The organism is bacterium (genome assembly GCA_030655055.1).
In the GTDB taxonomy this organism is placed as follows: Bacteria; Edwardsbacteria; AC1; order AC1; family EtOH8; genus UBA5202.
Map to the genome: position 1 here is coordinate 1 of JAURWH010000095.1, position 19267 is coordinate 19267.

The window sequence follows — 19267 nt, forward strand, 5'->3', positions numbered from 1 at the left end:
TTATTTATGTTGTATCTTTGCCGTCACAATTATTTGCGGTTGTTCTAAAACAAATAATTTGATAAAAGACATATATTTCCTCGGCAAGGAACAAAGGATTTACGGTGTAAATATAATTGATAAAGAGCCACAAATTATTGTAAATCAGCATTCATGGGATATATCTGTTTCGCCCGATGGTAAAAATATCGCATATCTTTCACCCGATAGCAATGAAATATACCAATTGTTTATAACGAGCATCGTTAGTAAAGAAAATAACAGATGCATAACAATGTTAAAAGAAGCCCCTGTTGTTTTGGATGGTAACTTTACTCCGGTCTATTCATGGTCACCTGATGGTAAAAATATAGTTTGCTATACAGGTAAAGACCTTGTAATTTATGATATTATTTCATTTAAAAACGACACTTTACCAATTAATGTAGTAGAGGCGCCTTATACAAGTTACATCTACGGCCTTCGTTGGTCTCCTGCTGGTGATTTTATAGCATGTTTACCAGGGGAAGATGTATTTACCTATTCAATCAAATCAAAGAAATGGTTTCGTGTTACAAACAGGAAGGACATTGGTGGTACAAGTTTATGCTGGTCCAATGACGGAAGATATCTTTTATATTGCCAAAATGAAAAGACATATCTATTTGATGTTTATGCTAAAAAAGAAATGATTGTATATGATGGTGAAGTCCAATACGCCCAATTTACTTCAGATAAAATGAAAATTATTTATGTAGATTTTTACGGGACTAACATTTCAAATTTATTCTCAATAGATATAAATACTAAGGAAGTCAAACAATTAACTAACAACAAATTATTTGTTGCTGATTTTACCTTGCTTAACGATACTATTATAGTATATGATTATGGGGTAAACAAAGAATGGAAGCTTATGTGTTTAAATTTAAAGAATCTGAGTACACATGAATTGATTGATACTATATTTTCATCTTATTGTTTACCTACGGTAAAACATAAATAGATTACAAATATGTCAATCGTACAGTTATTGATGCCCCTAAGACGTATCTTATCAATTACTTATAACTAAACCTCTTGCCAAAACCCAACAATTATGATATCATTATTTTTTTAACAGCGAACAAACAGAAAACATAAAAGGAGAGACCCATGGAAGACCTGAAGCTGGCTAAAAAACTGGTAAAGAGCCTGGAGATGGCCATGAAATACGAGCGGGTTGCCCAGGAACGCTATTCCAAAGAGGCCACCTATTCCTACGAGTATGACATCAAATCCCTGTTCAAGGCCCTGGTCTCCGAGGAACTGAAGCACGAGCGGATGCTTAACGCCAAGAAGGCGGAGATCATGAAGGACATCGCCCGGATGGAAAAAGCAAACAAAACCAAAGCCAAAAAATAAAAGAAAGGAAACACCAACATGCCAGGAAAACTTCCCAAGATAGACACTGATGCCTGCATCGGCTGCGGAGCCTGCGTGGGCGCCTGCCCGGTCAGCGCTTTGGATATGGCCGGCGACAAGGCCAAATTAGTGAAGCCCGAGGCCTGCACCAGCTGCGGAGCCTGCGTGGACGCCTGCCCGGTCTCCTGCATAGTGCTGGCCTGATCCGTTCTGAATGAAACCGCTAACTGTTTTAGGTGATAGAATGAAAAAGCATACGATACTGATGACGGCCCTGATCCTGGCCCTGGCGGCCGGTGCCAATGCCATGACCATCAACGGCGGGGCGGCCTGGTTCAATCCCTCCGGGGTGGAAGGAAGCGGCGCTGTGTTGTTCTCCCTGGGGGCCGGCCAGCGGGTGGACGATATGGTGATGGCCAACATCCAGATAGACTTCATGAACAAGAAATTCACCAAGGAGATCACAACCGACTCCGTTACGACAAGTACGGTAAGCACGACCACACGGTTGGTCGCCTACGAACATTCGGTAAAATATTTTCCGATCACTGCTGGCGTAATGATAACATTGCCGGTCGGGATTTTTATCAGCCCTTATGTCGAAGGGCGTGTAGGTTTTGGCATAGCGAATGTATCATACAGTTACAATGAGAGTCTCTATACGATTGCCGAGAGTGAACAGCCAGAGAGCGGCACCTACAGCGGATTTGGCTGGCGGATAGGCGCCGGAGGCAGGCTTAAGCTAGGATCTCGCAGCGCACTAACGGCGGGAGTTTCCTATAACGGAAATACCTGCTCTCGCAGCGCTGGCAATGATGTGTTCACTGATCTCAAGATGTCAGGCATTGGGCTGGGAGCAGCCCTGGAGCTAAGCGGATTCTGATCTCTTGGTAAAAGCAATATTAAAAGCCCCCGCCATCGGCGGGGGCTTTTTGTCGTCCGGTTCGAAGCGGTTAAAAATAATTAAAAAAACACTTGACAAACGGATAAAGTTATCATACTATTGGTCTAATAAAACATACTGAGAGTATATATGGGCATAAAGCAAAGACGACAGGATATTGCCGCGATCAGGCGTCGCGACATAATGAACGCGGCCTGGGCGCTGATGGAATCAAAGGGAGTGCTGGCCGTGTCCATGGATGAAATAGCCCGGAAGGCCGAATACACCAAGCAAACAGTCTACTCTTATTTTTCCAGCAAAGACGAACTACTGGTGGCCATTTATTTGGAGAGATTACGGGAAAGGTGGGGCCTGCACCAGGAGCAAATGGATGCCATGTCCACCGGTATCGGCAAGCTTTGGGCCTTCGCCCGTTCTTATTACAGTTATTTTACTCGTCACCCCGTAGATCTCCAGTTGGTGATGTATCTGGATTTTTGGGGACTATATTCCTCCGAGACCTATAAAAAACTTTACGCCCCACAGTGCGAGTACTTTGACAATACGGATCAATATATGCAACGCGCCCTGAAGCAGGCCCAGGAAGAGGGTAAGGTGCGTAACGGCCTGGACAGCTGGTGGACCCTTTCTTATTATTATCTGTCGTTACGGACCAATCTCAACAAAGCTATGATAAATAAGAAAATATCTCGGGCTAAACGGAAGGAGATTTATTTTGCTTTTGTCGACATCTTTTTGCGGGGCCTGGCGCCGTCTGCGGATAAATAACCGGATAGAGTGATCCCGAATAAACAAAGTAGTTTTTTTTTACTTACAATGTAAACAAACGTTTGTGCTTTTCTTTTTGTTTAAAAAAAACAAAACTTAAAAGGAGGAGAATCATGAAAATAATCATAATCCGAATACTTATGGGCTGGCTTACTCTGACTTTTTCGGCACATTTAGCAGGGGCACAAAGCCTGTCATTTGTAGGGCAAGCCATCGATCTCAACGTTCCGGGAGTTTCATGCATCACGATCTACGATCTGGACAGGGATGGGGACAACGATATCATCGGGGGCACTGAGATTCCGGGCAGAGGTCTTTACTGGTGGAGAAACGATGGCGGGGATCCCATACAATGGACGAGATTCACGGTGGATGCTGGCATCGATGATGCTATGTCGGTTGAAGTTGCATATATTGACAATGACACCTTTCCCGATATCATTACTACTGAGTTGTATCAGGGCCAGATAGATTGGTGGCAGAACAGCGGCGACCCGACAGCAGGCTGGGTAAAACGGGTAATTGGATATCCCTACGGCGCCCACGATGCCATGTGTGCCGATATCAACGCTGACGGGCACACCGACGTAGTTGGGGTCAGTTCCTATCCGGGCTCTGTTTCGGTCTTCTATAATGACGGAAACGAGCCCCCGGGATGGACGGAGAGTTCACTTTGCGATTCCCTTGGCGGAGCGAAGACCGTAACAATTCAGGACTTTGACCGGGACGGTGATTTAGACGCGATTGGGGCGGCCGAGACCGCCAATACGATCTGTTGGTGGGAAAACATTGGCAGCGATCCGGCCAATTGGGTGGAACACAAAATCTCCTCTGATTTTGGCGGAGCCCAGATCGCAATGCCGGTGCACATAGATGGAGACAGCCTGTATGATATAATTGCTGCCGGTGCCGAATGCCAGGAGATCTCATACTGGATTTGCCAGGACCTGTCCACAAATCTATGGGCCAAGCATACCATCACAGACCAGTTGGGCGTGGCGGTGAATGTCCGGGGAAATGATCTGGACGGGGATGGTGATCTGGACATCACTGCGGTGGGGATGATCCCTGGGGAGTTGTCCGTATTCCGGAACGACAGTTTTAGCTGGACCCCAATGGTGATGCGAAGCGATTTTGGACGCGGTTGGGCGTTGGAGGTCAACGACATTGATCAGGACGGTGATCTTGACATCATTGCCGGGTCCGAGGATTTGGGGGACCTTATTCTGTGGGAGAACATGCCGGACTTCCGGCCCAATATTACGCCGGACTCCCTGGTGGTCGAACAGGGAGGAACCGCAAAAACAGCGGTCCTGATAGATTCTCACAATGGCTACAATGGCACCGTAAGCCTAAGCGCTGCCATCAGTCCTGATCCGGCTGCGGGTCATGTTTACTTTACCTTTGATCCCGGACAGATAAATCCCAGCGGCTCCTGCAGCCTGATCGTGGCGGCATCGGCTGATGCTTCCCCGGGGCGGTATTCGGTCATGGTCACCGCGTCAGATTCGGTGGATGTCCTGAATGCCGATTCCATCGTGTTTTTATGGGTTTTGGGATCGGGCCAGGCGGCGGTAGTCGGGGGGGACCATGCCATGATGGAGCTGGTACGTGGGATATGGGGAACGGTGGATAGCTTGTGGGATGTGCCGCCGGCCATCGGTCCCAGCTACCAGGCTTTGGTGCTTGAGCACGGGGCGGCGCCGGGGGATACCTCCCTGATCCGGCAGTTCATCGGAGCCGGGGGCAGGGCGCTGCTGACCCGCCAAGCCCCATCGGAATTGTGCGGATTGAACTTGACGCCCATAAGCAGCTGGATCGGGGCCAGTGGATACGGCAACTATACCGGAACCGGGCTGCCCATCATCGCGACCTACAACCAGCCGTTCGGAGTCAGTGGCATCCAGATCAATGATACGCTGGGAACAGCGGTCTCTGGCTTCGGGAGGTTGTCAGGACTGGCTGCCGGGGGAGTGAAGCTGTCCCAGCTTGGGTCTTACGCCACGATGCTGACGGGGGTTTATTGCGGCAGCGGTTCCGGTCATTGCCTCTACTATACCGGCGGGGCCGGGATCAGCCCCCGGAGTGATTCCCTGCTTTTTAATTTTTTGACAAATCCGGCACTGGGGGTGGACGGATGGGATGACGGTGGAGCGGCTCAGTATCAGCTCTCAAAAATGAAAATTTGGCCCAATCCCCTTAGGGAAAGGACAACCATAAAATACAGCGTGGCATCCCGCGGGTTGACAGAACTCCGGATCTATGACATTCTGGGCAGACTGGTCAGAATAGAGCAAGGCGGAATGCTGGACCCGGGGACATACATCATGGAATGGGACGGAAAAAGCAGTAAGGGTCAGGCCGTATCTGCCGGAATATATTTCGTAAGGCTTTTAAGCAGGGACGGGAATGAAACCAGGAAGATCGTCAAACTTCAATGATGCATAACAAAAAGCCCCCCGCCTGAGGCGGGGGGCTTTTTGTTACCCGGTCTGGATCAACTCCTGGGCATCGGGGAAATGGAATTTAAGGTTGTGGTCCAGAAAGGCCTGTTCTGTGGTTGTCAAAACCTTTTGCATCGTCTCCAGGGCCAGTTGCTTGGCCGGGGCCACCAAACGGGCGTCGGTGTTCAGGTCGGCGATCTTCAAGGCCGGCAGGCCGTGCTGGCGGGTGCCCCAGAGTTCGCCGGGGCCCCTGATCTTCAGGTCCTCTTCGGCAATCTTGAAACCGTCCGATGTGCTCTGCATTATACTCAAGCGCGCTTGGGCCTCCGGTGTGGACTTTTGGCCGGACATCAGGATACAGTATGACTTGTGCCGGCCCCGGCCCACCCGGCCCCGCAGCTGGTGCAGCTGGGACAGGCCGAAGCGCTCAGCATGCTCAATCACCATTACCGTGGCATTGGGCACGTCAATGCCCACTTCAATCACCGTGGTGGCCACCAGCAGCTGAATGGCGTCCCGGCGGAATTCCTCCATCACCTGCTGGCGCTCATCAAAGGCCAGCTGGCCGTGGATAAGGCCGGTCTTGAAATCCTTGAAAACATCGTCGCTCAGGTGCCGGTGCATCTTGATGGCGGCCTTGAGGTCGGTCTTCTCCGATTCCTCGATGATGGGGTAGATCACATATATCTGGCGACCTGCTTTCATCTGGTCGCTTAGGAAGGTGTAGACCTTGCTTCGGTTGGCTTCCGATGCCACCTTGGTGACGATGGGCTGGCGGCCGGGGGGCAGTTCGTCTATCACCGAGATGTCCAGGTCGCCGTAGGCGGTCATGGCCAGGGTGCGGGGGATGGGGGTGGCAGTCATCACCAGCAGGTGGGGATCCCGGCCCTTGGCCCGGATCTTGGCCCGCTGGGCCACCCCGAACCGGTGCTGCTCGTCAATGATGGCCAGGGCCAGGGCCTTGAAGTTCACCTGCTCCTGGATCAAGGCGTGGGTGCCGATGGCCAGAAGTATCTCGCCGGTCTCCAGCTTCCGGTATATCTCCTTTTTTTCCGCCGGCGGGGTCTTGCTGGTCAGCAGGGCGGAAGTGATGGTCAACTTGTCCAGCCAGGGCTTGATCCCGGCATAATGCTGTTCGGCCAGGATCTCGGTGGGGGCCATCAAGGCGGTCTGCAGGTTCTGGCCGGCCGCCTGGATCAGTGCGGCAAAGGCCACCAGGGTCTTGCCGGAACCGACATCGCCCTGAAGCAGGCGGTGCATGGGCTTGGTCTGCGAAAGGTCTCCGGTTATCTCCCTCATCACCCGTTCCTGGGCGGCCGTGGGAGTAAATGGTATCACGGACTCGAAACTCCGTCTCCAGCCGGATGAGACAATGGGAACGGCCCGGGCCAGTCCAGAAAAGTTCTTCCGGCGCTGCATAAGCAGTACCTGCAGGTAAAACAATTCTTCAAAGGCCAGGCGCTCCCGGGCTTTTTGGGCGAACTGGAGGCTTTGGGGGAAATGCATTTCCTGGACTGCATTCTTCAGAGGCATAAGCCCCCGGTTCTGGATCACAGCCTCGGGCAGGGATTCAGTGAGCTCGGACAAATGCCCTTCCATGGCCGCCTTGAGCACGGTCCGGATCTGCCGGGCGGAAAGTCCGGTGGTGGAGGGATGCAGGGGGACGATCCGCCCGGTGTGGATCAGCTCGGCGTCCTCGTCGTCTATAACCTCGTATTCGGGGTTCAGGAAAACCAGGCCCCGGTCGTATTTGGCGGAACCGCTCAAGACCACGGTCTGGCCGATCTCGAACCGATCCTTGAGGTACGGCTGGTTGAACCATTTGACCGGCAAAAAACCTGATTCATCGTTGATCATCAGGTTGAAGATGGTAAAGCCCCGCCGGGCGTAATTGACGCTTTTGCCGGAGACCTTTCCTATCACCGTGACATCCTGGCCGGGATGGAGGTCGGCGATCTTGGTGAAGACGCTGCGGTCGATGTAGCGGCGGGGGGCATGATAGAACAGGTCGCGCACCGTGAAGATGCCCAGCTTGTGGAACAGCTCGGCCCGCTTGGGGCCGACCCCTTTTATGTATTGGATCTCGGTCAAAGCAGATTTTCTGATATTTTTGAATAAAACCGAGGGAAAGTTCCCTCGGTTTTGTGTTGTTTGCAAACAATTTTATATACTAATATTGCAAGCACTGATTAAAGTGCCAGTTTATGATAGTCAGTGTTTAACTGATCCTTTTCCCGACATTCCCCAGCACCATCTTGGACAGGGCTTTCAAAGTGTCCAGTACCCCGATGCCTTGGTTGGCTACGGCCTCAAAATAGGGGAAACCCTGGGGATTAAGCTTGGTGTTCAATTCGTCCAGGGTGACGCTGTTGGGCAGGTCGCGCTTGTTGTACTGCAAAACCAGGGGCAGGCTTTCCAGTGTCAGCTTCATCTCGGCCAGGTTCTCACCCAGGTTCTTAAAACTTTCCAGGGTGTCTGCAAACCTCTCGGTCTGGGAATCGGCCACGAACACTATCCCGTCCACTCCCCGCAGCACCAGTTTGCGCGAGGCATTGTAGAAGACCTGGCCCGGTACGGTGTACAAATGGAATTTAGTCTTAAACCCGTGAATGCTTCCCAGGTCCAGGGGCATGAAGTCAAAGAACAGGGTCCGGTCCAGCTCGGTGGCCAGCGATATAAGCTGGCCCTTGGAGCCGGGGGAGACCTTTTCGTAGATGTAGCGCAGGTTGGTGGTCTTTCCGCCCAGGCCCGGGCCGTAGAATACCAGCTTGCAGCTTATTTCGTGGGTGGCTTGATTGATGAGGGCCATAGTATTGCAGGTTGAAGATTAAAGGTTATCTGGTTTCATTCATATTAAACTCAACCCCTTTATCCCCTTCTCTTACGAAGAGAAGGGGCGGGGGATGAGTTATAGCTTACATGAAAAGTATTCCAAGAACTATTTCTCCTCCAGCATCGAGTAATAAAGTCCCTGATATCGTAGGGCCGACCGGTCCCAGGAAAAGTCCCCGGACATGGCCTGTCTGGTCAGCAGAGACCATTCTTCTTTTTTGCGGTAAACCTGCAAGGCCCTTTTAACCGCCGATACCAGTTCCGGGGAATTGAACCCGTCGAACAGGAAGCCGTTGGAATCGGAGAAGGACGGTTCATAGTCCACTATGGTGTCGGCCAGGCCGCCGGTCCTTCTGGCCACCGGGATGCTGCCGTAGCGCAGGGCTATCATCTGCCCCAGGCCGCAAGGCTCGTAAAGCGAGGGCATCAGGAACATGTCGGAGCCGGTGTACATCAGATGAGAGAGGCCGGGGTCGAAGCTCAGGCTCAAGCCAAAATTCTGGGGGTAGAGGCGTTTTTTCCGCTCAAAAGCATCATGATACCTTTGTTCCCCCGTTCCCAGCACGGCCAGGTCGCAGCCCAGCTCCACCAGTTCATCCACTGCTTCCAGCACCAGGTCGCAGCCCTTCTGGCCGGCCAGCCTGGTGACCATGGCCAGCAGGGGGCGGTTCCCGGAATGGACCAATCCCAGTTTTTTATAGAGGATGCGCTTAAGGGTGCTCTTGTTGGCTATCCGGGCCTGATCATAGTTCAGCGTCAGGTATTTGTCGGTGGCCGGGTCCCATTCACCGTAATCGATTCCGTTGATGATCCCGGTCAGAACGTTTTTCTTGGCCTTAAGCGCCCCGTCAAGCTGAAAGCCCTGTTCAGGGGTCAGTATCTCACTGGCATAAGTGGGACTGACCGTGGTCAGCCGGTCGGAGAAGAAGATGCCGCCCTTGAGGTAATTCACCTGGCCGTAAAATTCCAGGCCATCTAGGGCGAAGCATTTTTCTGGAAGTCCGGTCAGCGTATATTGCTCTTTTGGGAACACACCCTGATAAGCCAGATTGTGGATGGTGAAAACTGTTCTTGCCTTTTCCCAAAATGGTTTCCGGGTCGAAGCGCATTTTATCAAGGCAGGGATCAGTCCGGTCTGCCAGTCATGGCAGTGGACCACATCGGGCGGCTGTTTTAAAGTTTCGATCAGTTCAACGGCGGCCAGGCAGAAAAGGGCGAAGCGGAAGGCGTTGTCCGGGTAATCTCCGGCAGCGGTGCCGTAAAGTTCGGGACGATCCGAGAAGGCCGGATGATCCAGAAGCAAAGTGTTGATGCCCGGCAGGTGGTCTGACTTGAGGATATTGATGCGGTGGCTGACATCTTCGATGGAACAGGTTATGGTCTGGCCGGTTTCCGTGACATTGAACTTCCGGCGGTCAATCATCCGGTAGGCCGGCAGAATGACTGTGTTCTGATGTCCCAGCCGGGCCAGGGCCCGGGGCAGGGCTCCGGCCACATCGGCCAGGCCCCCGGTCTTGGCAAAGGGATGGACCTCGGAGGAAACCGTCACTATGTGCAGCGGCCGCCGGCTCAAGCTATCTCCACCTCCCGCAGAAACTGAGCGTACTCCTCGGGCGGGGTGGGGTTGATGTAAAATCCGGTTCCCCGCTCAAATCCCGCCACCCGGGTCAGCCGGGGCATTATCTCCATGTGCCAGTGGAAATGCTGGAGCCCGGACATCTGGCAGGGGGCGGTGTGCAGCACCAGGTTGTAGGGAGGATTGCTGACCGAGGCCTTGATCCGGAGCAGGGTCTCCTTAAGCATGGCGGCCAGCAGGGCCAGGTCGGCCGGGGCGCTGTTCTCAAAATTGGATTCGTGCTTCTTGGGCAGCAGCCAGCATTCAAAGGGGAAGCGGGCGGCAAATGGGGCGATGGAGATGAACCGGTCATTTTCCAGCACCAGCCGGCGGCGGTCTTCGGTCTCCTGCTTGACTATGTCGCAGAAAACACAGCGTTCCTTGTAGTTGTAGTATTCCTGGGCCCCGGCTAGTTCCTCGTTGATGGACTTGGGAATGATGGGGGTGGCTATCAGCTGGCTGTGGCTGTGTTCCAGCGAGGCCCCGGCCCGGTAACCCTGGTTCTTGAAGATCATCAGGTATTTCAGCCGGGTATCGCGCTTCAGATCCTGCATCCGGGAAACATAGGCGGATAAAATGTTCTGGATGTGCGGTATGTCCAGGTCGGATAAAAACCGGTTGTGCTCCGGCATCTCCACTATGATCTCGTGGGCCCCGATGCCGGACATCTTGTCGTACAGCCCTTCGCCGGATTTCTCCAGCTCGCCTTCCACCCTCAGGGCCGGGTATTTGTTGGCGATCACCCGCAGCTGCCAGCCGGGGGAGTTGGGGGCCGTTTCCGGCGGCCTGACTGCCAGGATCTCGGGCGTGGTCAGATGCTCCTGTCCGTAGCAAAAGGGGCAGGAGCCATGGCTTACCGCCGGGGCGGGGATCTCATAGTCCATAGGGCGTTTGCCCCGCTCGGTGGAGATTATCACCCAGCGGCCGATAATGGGGTCTTTGCGCAGTTCTGGCATAAATAACATTTATCAGTTGAACTTAAATTATATCTGCTAATTATTGTAAAGTCAATGAAATAAGAGGCCGGTTTTTCAAACCGGCCTCTTGAGAACTGATCGGGGTCAATGAAATTACTTTTTACCGCCTTCTTTTTGTTCTGGCTGGACGGGGGCGGCCGGGGTTTCCTCGGGATAGGTGATGGATGCCTCGGCCTTGAGGCGGTTCAGCAGGTTGTCGAAGTTCAACTTCTGCTGGTCCCGCTGCAGCTGCCCGGAGATCTGGCTCTTGACCTGGTCAAACGGCTTGAAGCCGGCCGGGGTCTTCTCTTCAACCTTATAGATGGCATACTGGGTGAAATATTTGACCGGAGCCGTGGTATAGGCGCCGTCCTTGAGCTTGCCGGCCGCGGCAAATACTTTGGCGTCGATCTGTGATTTGTCCACCAGACCAAGATCGCCGGCTTTGTCCCTGGTAGCGGCGTCGGTAGAAACTTTTCCGGCCAGGCTGTCGAACTTGTCGGGGTTGGCCTTAAGGTCGGCCAGCGCTTTGTTGGCATCGGCCTCGGTGTTGAATACCATCCAGCGCAGGTGAAGCTTGGAGCCTTCCTTCTTGATCCGCTTGACCACCGCGAATTTGGGGGAGATGGGGGTGATCGAAGATATCTTGCCCTTGGGGGTCTTGACAAAAAGCACCGGATCCAGGTCGGGATTGTCCCCCCGGTTCAGCTGGGCCATCTCGCCGCCCTTGTGGGAGTTGTCCGATACCGAGTATTTCATGGCCAGGCTGTCAAAGAAAGATTTTTTCATCTGGGCCAGCTTCAGCACCTTTTCGGCCTCGGCTTTGGTGTTCACTATGATATTGCGGGCCTTGACAGTTTCCGTGATCTGGTAAGTCTTCTTATTGGTTTCGTAGTTCTTCTTGATCTCCTGCTCGGTGGGCTGCGACTTCAGGATCACTTCATTGTTGTAAAATCCACGGATCATTACGTCGTAGCGGGTGTCCACCAACTGCTGGTTTATGGCCGGATCGTTGCCGATCCCGGCCTTGACCGCTGCGTCATATAACAGTTTTTTCTGGATCAGCCTTTCCAAAAACTGCTTTTTGCCGGTCTCGTTTTCGAACTGGGCCCGGTACTGGGCGGGAACCTTCTCCAACTCGGCGTCAAACTCCAGCTTGGTGATGGGCTGGCCGTTGATGATCACCGAATATTCCTTGAAATTCTTGTTGAAGCAGCGTCCCACGCCTTCCATGGCCAGGCTGTCGGCCTGGGCCAGCTGGGCGGGCTTGTCCTTGTACAGGGTTACCACCTTCTGATAAACTTCGGCGGATTTCTGGTAATCGCCGGAGCGTTCATAGGCCAGGCCCAGGTAATAGGCGTAATCCTTCACCATTTTTGATTTGGGATATGTCTCCAGCAGCTCGGTAAATGATGTGATGGCCTCGGCATATTGCTGGTGGTTCAGGTTCAACTGGGCTATCTTATACATCAGCTCTTCGGGGCTGGCGGTCTTTTTCTTTTCGGCGGCCAGGGCCAAAGAGGATGTAAGCAGTAGCGACAAGGCCAGGACCATGGTCAATAGTTTTTTCGGGGACATGCTGCCTCCTAAATTTGATTTATGGTGGTTTTATTTGTATTGTATTGGTTTATTCTAAAGAAAAATGTCTAATTACAGGGGAGGGGCAGGTCATCGACCTGTTTAAAACTGGAAGATATTCTAGAATCAATTTTATACGGGGTTCCCCCATGGAGGGTATTCAATGTCCAACCGGTGTCTTTGAAGGGGGTGCAGATCATTAGCAATATCTAAGACAATGAAAACATGAGGCGGGGTTAAGACGTAACTGCTGGCCGGGGAAGAATGATCGCAGCAGGACAGCAAACAAACGCAGGCATGATTCGCTTTGTTTTCAACATGGCATTCCGCGAAAACGAAGAGGACCGAAGCCATCAAGACCAAAAGCATCAAAGCGGAGGCGGTGCGCATGTTCAATGAACCAGCCACTGCATCACGGCCCCGGCGGCCAGGGGCACCCGGATGTTGTCGTCCAGCGGTATGGGCAGCAGCTCCACGATCATGGCCACGGCCGCTCCGATCACCATCCGGGACAGGCTCAGGTCGGAATGGGGCAGGAAGATCAAAGCAGTTCCGATCAGCAGGCATCCAACGAAACCGGCGGCCGTGCCTTCAAAGGATTTTAAAAAGAACCTGGTCCGTCCCAGGTTGCGGCCCACCATGGCGGCCAGGGCGTCGCCGATCACCAGAAAACAGATGGCGGCCATGGCGACGAACGGCTGGAACAACACTATGCAGGCCAGCGAGGACAGCATCAGGTAGGTGGCCCCGGTCAGGGCGTCGATCTCGTGCCGCCGCAGCAGGGGGCCGAATATGTCGATGAAGATTATCTTGATGAACTGGTGGCGCAGCCGGATGATGTCCAGGGCCAAAGTGGCGGCGGCGGCGGCCAGCAGGATCCACTTGGCCAGATAGGTATAGGGCTTGCCTGATGACTGCTCCAGCAGGAACGCTCCGTAATAAAGGAAGGGAACGGTCAGCCCGGCCAGCATATGAAAGGCTTTGCGCCTGATCTCGCGCTGCAGATTAAGGGTGGTCATGTTTTTATGTAACCGTTCAGCCACAAAGGCACTAAGACACAAATGCAATTAACAATTAACGAAATCAGCCCCTTGGGATACCATTCGACTGCGCTCAGGAAATGCTTAGTGGCTCAGAGTAGCTTTAAAAAGGTTAAAAGTTCAAAGAAGCTGAAAGACGGGTGCTGTTTCCCAGGTCCTGGCTGCCCAGATAGGCATAATCAAAACTGAAGCGTCCCAGCACCAGGCCTGCCCCGGCCGCCAGCCGCCCCAGGTCGGAGCCCAGCCGCAGGGCCAGCCTTTGTTTTAAGACATATTCCAGGCCATAGTGGGTGTCGGCGCTCAGATTTCCCACATAATACTGCGAGGCTGTCCGCCGCCCTTCAAACCTGATATCAAAACCGGCAGAGACGGTCAGGGCCTTGGCACCGGCCAATACCGGATTCCAGGAGAGACCCAGCCGGGCGGCCGGGGAGATGATCTCCTTTTCTCCGGTGTCCCAGGCCAGGTAGGTGGTGGTGATGTCCTGCAGGTTTAGTCCCAAACGAAGTTCGTGAGGCAGCCGGGCTAAAACCCCGGCATCCAGGCCTATGCCCCAGGCGCTGTTGGAGCCGACGGATTTGTTGACCAATTTCAGATTGGCGCCCCAGAAAACATCCTTGCGGTACATCCGGCTGTAATTAAGGAACAGGGCCGATTCGGCGTCCTGGATCTCGGTGATCAGGCCGTAGTCCAGCCGCTCGCCGGGATCCATCAGGCCGTTGCCGTTGATGTCGATCAAAGCGTCGTTGGTATAGGGAATTCCCTTGATGGAAAGCCTGATGAACACCAGCCCCAGTCCGCCGTTCTTGACCGGGCGGCTGTATCCCAGGGCGTCATAGGTCAAAAGGCCGTCAAAGTTGGAGGAATGGTTGAAGATCATCTGGTGGCTGGAAAGGGCGGTGGCCGCCGGGTTCCAGTAGGAGGCGAACCCGTCGTCGGCGATGGAGACATACGCCCCGCCCAGCCCCAGGGCCCGGCCCCCCATGCCAAAGCTCAAAAACTCCCCGGCATATTTGGCCGCCAGGGCCGGAGCGGCGGTCAGGCTGAGAGCCAGCATCAATTTTACTGTTTTGCGCATCATATCACCACGGATATAGAAATATCCTATCGTTAAGGTTTTGGAAAAACAGAAAAACAGCAAAGCGCCGTGGAACTAAGGTTCAAACGGCATCGTCGGCTGGCGGGAAGAAGGACTGATTTTCTGTGTTCCGTACCTTAAACAGCGATAGGATATTCTCCGTAATTGTCTTATAAATATACTCTAAAAATCACTTTTTGTCAAGATTGGCCAGCCGGATAAACGTTTCCATCCCGGGTTTGATGGGTGCGGAAGGCGTGGTCTGCAGGAAACGGGCGAAGCCGAGCGAGGTCAGGGAACTGTTCTCCCATACCGTCAGATCGGCCGGGAAGGGCAGGGATTTTGGGAACCCGGAGCTTATCAGGCTGGTGTTCTGGGAATTGCCGGTGGCGCCGAACCATTTGCCTAAAGCCGTCTGCTGGTTGGAGCTCAGGCTGTCGCTGACAACGACCACGATCCGGGAATATTTGTAGGCCAGGTTGGGGAACAGGCTGTCGATGCTGGTATGGTTGACCACCAATCCCCTGGCCCGGGCCAGCTGTCCGGCCTTTAAGGCCAGCTGAAAACTCTTGCTGCCCGGCTGGTGGGCGAACAGGATGTCCCCGCCGGAGCGGAAGGCCTGCCACTGCCGGAAGGGCTGGTTCAGATAGGTCTGGGGGAAATAGGAGAACACCACTATCTGGTCGCGGTGGTCGGAACTGCCCCAGGTGATGCGGTAGGCCGCCATCCCGGTTTTGGGAATGTTCCCCAGCCTGATCACGGTGTCGGGCAGGGAGGAGGCCAGGTCAAATTCCTTCTGTCTTAAGGGGCTGCCGGGGGTCAGGGCTTCGATCTTAAGGTCATTGACCGGGCTCAGCAGTTTTATACTCAGGGAAAGGGAATTGTCGGTGGTCATCAGCCGGGCGGTCAAAGGATGCAGGCCCAGCTCCTGTCTCAGCTTGGAGAACCCGGCGGCCCCGGCTATCAGCCATTCCTGGCTGCTGTAGGGACCCTTGCGGCCCCGCATTCCCCGGAACATGTCGTGCCAGAACATACCCTTGATCCGGCCGCCGTCGGTGTAGCCCTTGATGGCGTCGGTCCAGCGCCAGTACATCTCCTCCGGGGCCGGCGGGTTGACGCTGTTCTGCAACAGGGGGAAGTCCACCTCCTGGCCCACCAAAAGCTGGGCCTCGTCGCCTTTCAGGTAATTGGACCAGTCGCTGGTCATCTGGTAGCAGTGCCGGGCGGTGGACTCGTACATCATTACCGCGTCCACGTCCAGGCCGGCGTCGTTCATCATGGCCGGGTCCTGGCCGTGCTCGTGGCCCTTGTCCCAGCCCAGGGTAAAGCCCCAGACTGGTTTGGTGACCCCGGATTCCTCCATCAATTTGACCACGGCCAGGGCCGTCCTATGGGCCTGCCACCACTGCCAGCGGGCGTGGACGGTGTTGACCTCGTTGACCCGGACCTGTTTGGCCACCCACATTATCCTCTGGTTGGGCGGCCATTTCCTCCAGTCCCGGGGCGTCTCGATGTTCATCTGCTCCACGAACTGGTTGACCGTCTCGTAGCCGCCGGCCCCGGGCCGAATGTAATCCAGCCCGATGAAGTCCACGTTGGGCTCCTGCTCCAGCACCTTCAGCACCTTGACGATGTCGTCCCGGCGCTTGGCGTCGTCCAGGCTGACGTGATGGTTGCGGAAGACCCCGCCCTTGCCGGCTTCGATGGAGTATTCGTATTTCAGCTTTTTCAGCGGCGGGCCCCACAAGAGATAGCTGCCGACATAGCCGCCGAACTGCAGCCCCTGATCGTGGGCCTCCTTGGCCAGCCGGGGCAGGGCCTTGAAATTGTCCTTGACCCAGGGGTTCTTGTCGTTGGTGCCGGGATAGCCCTCGATGGTCCAGCCCAGGGAGAACCAGACGGCGTCGGCCCCCAGGAACTTGGCCCAGTCCCCAAAGTTCTGCCATTTGCGGCTGGCGTTGTAGGGCGAGCGCAGGGCGGTGCGGGAGACGTCGCAGGAGCTCTCGATGGTCATCACGCAGAAACCGGCCGGGATGGGCTTGGGGGTGCGGGACTTTACCAGGAAAGTAGTAGAGTCGGAGCTTATTACGGTATTAACGTAGGACTGTAGTAAAGTAGTAGAGTCGGGGCTTTTTACAGTATTAGCGTAGGACGGTAGTAAAGTAGTAGAGTCTACCTTGGTTTGTTTGGAGGTCACAGACAGCACGGCCTTGTAGCCACCCAGGGGCGGGTTCCAGGGCAGGGGCCATGTGCCGCGCCAGGACATTTGTTCCTTGTCATAGCGCAGGAAAATCTCCCGGCAGTCACCGGCGCTGATCAGCGCGGTGTCGGCGAAGAAGAACTTTACGCTGACGGCGGCGGAATCGGGGTTGATGTTACGGGAAGAGTCCGGCTTGAAGTTCAGAGAAACCATTTCGTAGCGGAGGTATTCGGCCTTGTCCACCGAGAAATAGGGCGACTGGTACGGGCCGCTGACGGTGCCGAGGTTCAGAGCCAGAAGCGAGATAGCCAGGAGGCTGGCGATGGAGAGATATTTGTGCATAGTGCGGACCTCACCCCCGGCCCCTCTCCTGATAAATCAGGCGAGGGGAGCGGGAGGCGAGTTTTAAGCTCAGTTATTGTCGGTTTGTGGTTTTTCGGGGAATACCTTGATCAGCACCATCACCAGGCCGTAAAAGATCAGGATGAAGGCGAAGATGCCGGCCATGCCCATGGCCATTAATTTAAGGCTTTCGTTGAAGTTGGTCCAGTCCATCTTATTTGCAATGCTCCTTTTGTTACCGTAGTGTCATTATGATTGCTGGCTTGTCATCGCGAGGGGTCGTATTATATTGCTAACGAAGCGATCCAGCATAAAGCGATTGCTTCGTTTTTAAAGCATGGGGTCGTCCCTTCGCAAGCAAAGCGTGTAGGGTCGCTCGGGACATGCCTCGTAATGACCATTAAGCCTACACCAACCCTCCCCGTGGCGGGGAGGGCGAAGGGAGGGGTCACTTTACCAGCGCCAGGATCAGTCCGCCGGCGATGATGGACCCGATCTGTCCGGCCACGTTGGCGCTGACCGCGTGGTTCAGCAAAAAGTTGGCCGGGTCGGCCTTTTGGGCCTCCTGGTGGATCACCCGGGCCGACATGGGGAAGGCCGAGATCCCGGCCGCGCCCACCATGGGGTTGATCTTTTCCTTGGTGAAAAGGTTAAGGAACTTGGCGAACAGCACCCCGCCGGCGGTGTCGCCGATGAAGGCTATCAGGCCCAGCCCGATGATCATCAAAGTGTCCCAGCGCAAAAAGGTATCGGCCACCATGGTGGAGCCGATGGTGATGCCCAACAGGATGGTTACCAGGTTGGCCAGCTCGTTCTGGGCCGCCTTGCCCAGCCGCTCGGTGACGCCGCATTCCCGCAGCAGGTTTCCGAACATCAGAAAGCCGACCAGGGCCACGCTGACCGGGGCCACGATGCCGGCGATGATGGTGATCAGTATGGGGAAAAGGATCTTGACGGTCTTGGAGATCCCGGCCTCGTGGTAGGGCATCCTTATCTTGCGCTCCTCCAGAGTGGTCAGCGCCCGAATGACCGGGGGCTGGATGATGGGCACCAGCGACATGTAGGTGTAAGCCGCCACCGAGATGGGGGCCAGCAGCCTGGGGGCGAACTTGGTGGCCACGTAGATGGAGGTGGGGCCGTCGGCGGCGCCGATGATGCCGATGGAGGCGGCCTCCTTCAGGTCAAAGCCCAGCAAAGTGGCGATGCTGATGGTGAAGAAGATGCCGAACTGGGCCGCCCCGCCGAACAGGAACATCTTGGGGTTCTTCAGCAGTATCCCGAAGTCTATCATGGCCCCGATGGCGATGAAGATCAGCAGGGGAAAGAGCTCGGTGAGGATGCCGTACTGGTAGAGCAGGGTCAGCGGGCCCTCGTCGCCCACCGCCGCCGAGAAGGGGATGTTGGCCATGATGCAGCCGAAGCCGATGGGCAGGAGCAGCATCGGTTCGTACTCTTTGGCGATGGCCAGGTAGAGCAGGACGCCGCCGATGAGCAGCATGGCCGCCTGGCCGAGGGTGAAGGAGGTTAAGCCGATCAGTAAATTTTCCATGATCCCCTTTAGTTGTATTCGTTGCTGTATATTCGAGTGGTGTCAACTGAAATTATTTTGCCGTTGTAATTAGTTCTTACTTTGACCCTAAACTGATTGTTGTTCCGATCCTCTCTTTCATATAGTAGCGTCAAAACTTTATTTACATTATCAACTGAGACAGCGGGCCATTTAGTGTAATAATCACCCTCAGGTGGGATTGTTAAAAAATGGGAAAATTGTTCCGGAAACTCAGTAAATTTATTGATTGTTTTGTTTTTTGGGTTGACTTTATATACCCCATCATCTTCAACATAACCTCTTACGTAAAGTATATTGTCAACCCAAGTTGGGCTGCAATAATAACCATTAAACTTTACAATCACATTGCCTAAACTATCAACTACTTTTGTATCTGTAAATAAATAGCTCTTATCAGGGCTAAAAGAATACTCTTCAACAGAAGACCCTAAAATTGTGAACCCTTTATTTGTTTTTAAATAAAAATATACCAGGGGCTCCCAACTACCTGATATTTCATGATACTCAAAACCAACTGCACCTGAAAATATTTTTTTGTTATCCGATGCTTTAAGTGA

General features: G+C 54.0%; 17 protein-coding genes. 6 read left to right on the forward strand and 11 right to left on the reverse strand.

Annotation, left to right across the window (positions count from 1 at the left end):
- The 6 genes from Q7U71_04160 to Q7U71_04185 form a co-directional block, all read left to right on the forward strand.
- The coding region (locus Q7U71_04160; GenBank protein ID MDO9390950.1) for a hypothetical protein at nucleotides 1-985 on the forward strand (985 nt) is incomplete at its 5' end.
- Between the two features lie 149 nt (nucleotides 986-1134).
- On the forward strand, nucleotides 1135-1383 hold the full coding sequence (locus Q7U71_04165) for a hypothetical protein (GenBank protein MDO9390951.1): 249 nt from the start codon (nucleotides 1135-1137) through the stop codon (nucleotides 1381-1383).
- Nucleotides 1384-1401: 18 nt separating this feature from the next.
- Nucleotides 1402-1587 (forward strand): 4Fe-4S binding protein, encoded by a 186-nt coding sequence (locus Q7U71_04170; protein MDO9390952.1) that lies wholly within the window; start codon nucleotides 1402-1404, stop codon nucleotides 1585-1587.
- 40 nt (nucleotides 1588-1627) lie between these two features.
- Nucleotides 1628-2266: an outer membrane beta-barrel protein gene (locus tag Q7U71_04175; GenBank protein MDO9390953.1), complete on the forward strand. Its 639-nt coding sequence runs from the start codon at nucleotides 1628-1630 to the stop codon at nucleotides 2264-2266.
- Nucleotides 2267-2470: 204 nt separating this feature from the next.
- Nucleotides 2471-3055, forward strand: coding sequence for a TetR/AcrR family transcriptional regulator (locus Q7U71_04180; protein MDO9390954.1), 585 nt, complete (start codon nucleotides 2471-2473; stop codon nucleotides 3053-3055).
- 113 nt (nucleotides 3056-3168) lie between these two features.
- On the forward strand, nucleotides 3169-5496 hold the full coding sequence (locus tag Q7U71_04185) for a T9SS type A sorting domain-containing protein (protein MDO9390955.1): 2328 nt from the start codon (nucleotides 3169-3171) through the stop codon (nucleotides 5494-5496).
- Nucleotides 5497-5538: 42 nt separating this feature from the next.
- Here the strand turns inward: Q7U71_04185 and recG are convergent, their stop codons facing one another.
- From recG to Q7U71_04240, 11 genes are all read right to left on the reverse strand, one after another.
- Nucleotides 5539-7656 (reverse strand): ATP-dependent DNA helicase RecG, encoded by a 2118-nt coding sequence (gene recG, locus Q7U71_04190; GenBank protein ID MDO9390956.1) that lies wholly within the window; start codon nucleotides 7654-7656, stop codon nucleotides 5539-5541.
- 61 nt (nucleotides 7657-7717) lie between these two features.
- Nucleotides 7718-8308: a GTPase domain-containing protein gene (locus Q7U71_04195; protein MDO9390957.1), complete on the reverse strand. Its 591-nt coding sequence runs from the start codon at nucleotides 8306-8308 to the stop codon at nucleotides 7718-7720.
- A gap of 129 nt (nucleotides 8309-8437) precedes the next feature.
- Complete coding sequence (glgA, locus tag Q7U71_04200) at nucleotides 8438-9904, reverse strand: glycogen synthase GlgA (GenBank protein MDO9390958.1); 1467 nt, start codon at nucleotides 9902-9904, stop codon at nucleotides 8438-8440.
- Complete coding sequence (galT, locus tag Q7U71_04205; protein ID MDO9390959.1) at nucleotides 9901-10902, reverse strand: galactose-1-phosphate uridylyltransferase; 1002 nt, start codon at nucleotides 10900-10902, stop codon at nucleotides 9901-9903. The genes glgA and galT overlap by 4 nt, the downstream gene beginning before the upstream one ends.
- Before the next feature lie 114 nt (nucleotides 10903-11016).
- Nucleotides 11017-12480 carry a peptidylprolyl isomerase gene (locus tag Q7U71_04210; protein ID MDO9390960.1) on the reverse strand — a complete coding sequence of 488 codons (1464 nt, stop codon included), beginning with the start codon at nucleotides 12478-12480 and terminating at the stop codon, nucleotides 11017-11019.
- A gap of 392 nt (nucleotides 12481-12872) precedes the next feature.
- Complete coding sequence (locus Q7U71_04215; GenBank protein ID MDO9390961.1) at nucleotides 12873-13499, reverse strand: hypothetical protein; 627 nt, start codon at nucleotides 13497-13499, stop codon at nucleotides 12873-12875.
- Between the two features lie 133 nt (nucleotides 13500-13632).
- Nucleotides 13633-14601: a PorV/PorQ family protein gene (locus Q7U71_04220; GenBank protein MDO9390962.1), complete on the reverse strand. Its 969-nt coding sequence runs from the start codon at nucleotides 14599-14601 to the stop codon at nucleotides 13633-13635.
- A gap of 187 nt (nucleotides 14602-14788) precedes the next feature.
- Nucleotides 14789-17140: a hypothetical protein gene (locus Q7U71_04225; protein MDO9390963.1), complete on the reverse strand. Its 2352-nt coding sequence runs from the start codon at nucleotides 17138-17140 to the stop codon at nucleotides 14789-14791.
- A 69-nt stretch (nucleotides 17141-17209) separates the two neighbouring features.
- Nucleotides 17210-17353: an OadG-related small transporter subunit gene (locus tag Q7U71_04230; protein MDO9390964.1), complete on the reverse strand. Its 144-nt coding sequence runs from the start codon at nucleotides 17351-17353 to the stop codon at nucleotides 17210-17212.
- A gap of 235 nt (nucleotides 17354-17588) precedes the next feature.
- Entirely contained in the window at nucleotides 17589-18689 is a 1101-nt protein-coding gene (locus Q7U71_04235) for a sodium ion-translocating decarboxylase subunit beta (protein MDO9390965.1), read from the reverse strand.
- Nucleotides 18690-18697: 8 nt separating this feature from the next.
- Nucleotides 18698-19267, reverse strand: a 570-nt coding sequence (locus Q7U71_04240) for a hypothetical protein (GenBank protein MDO9390966.1), incomplete at its 5' end; no start/stop codon positions are given.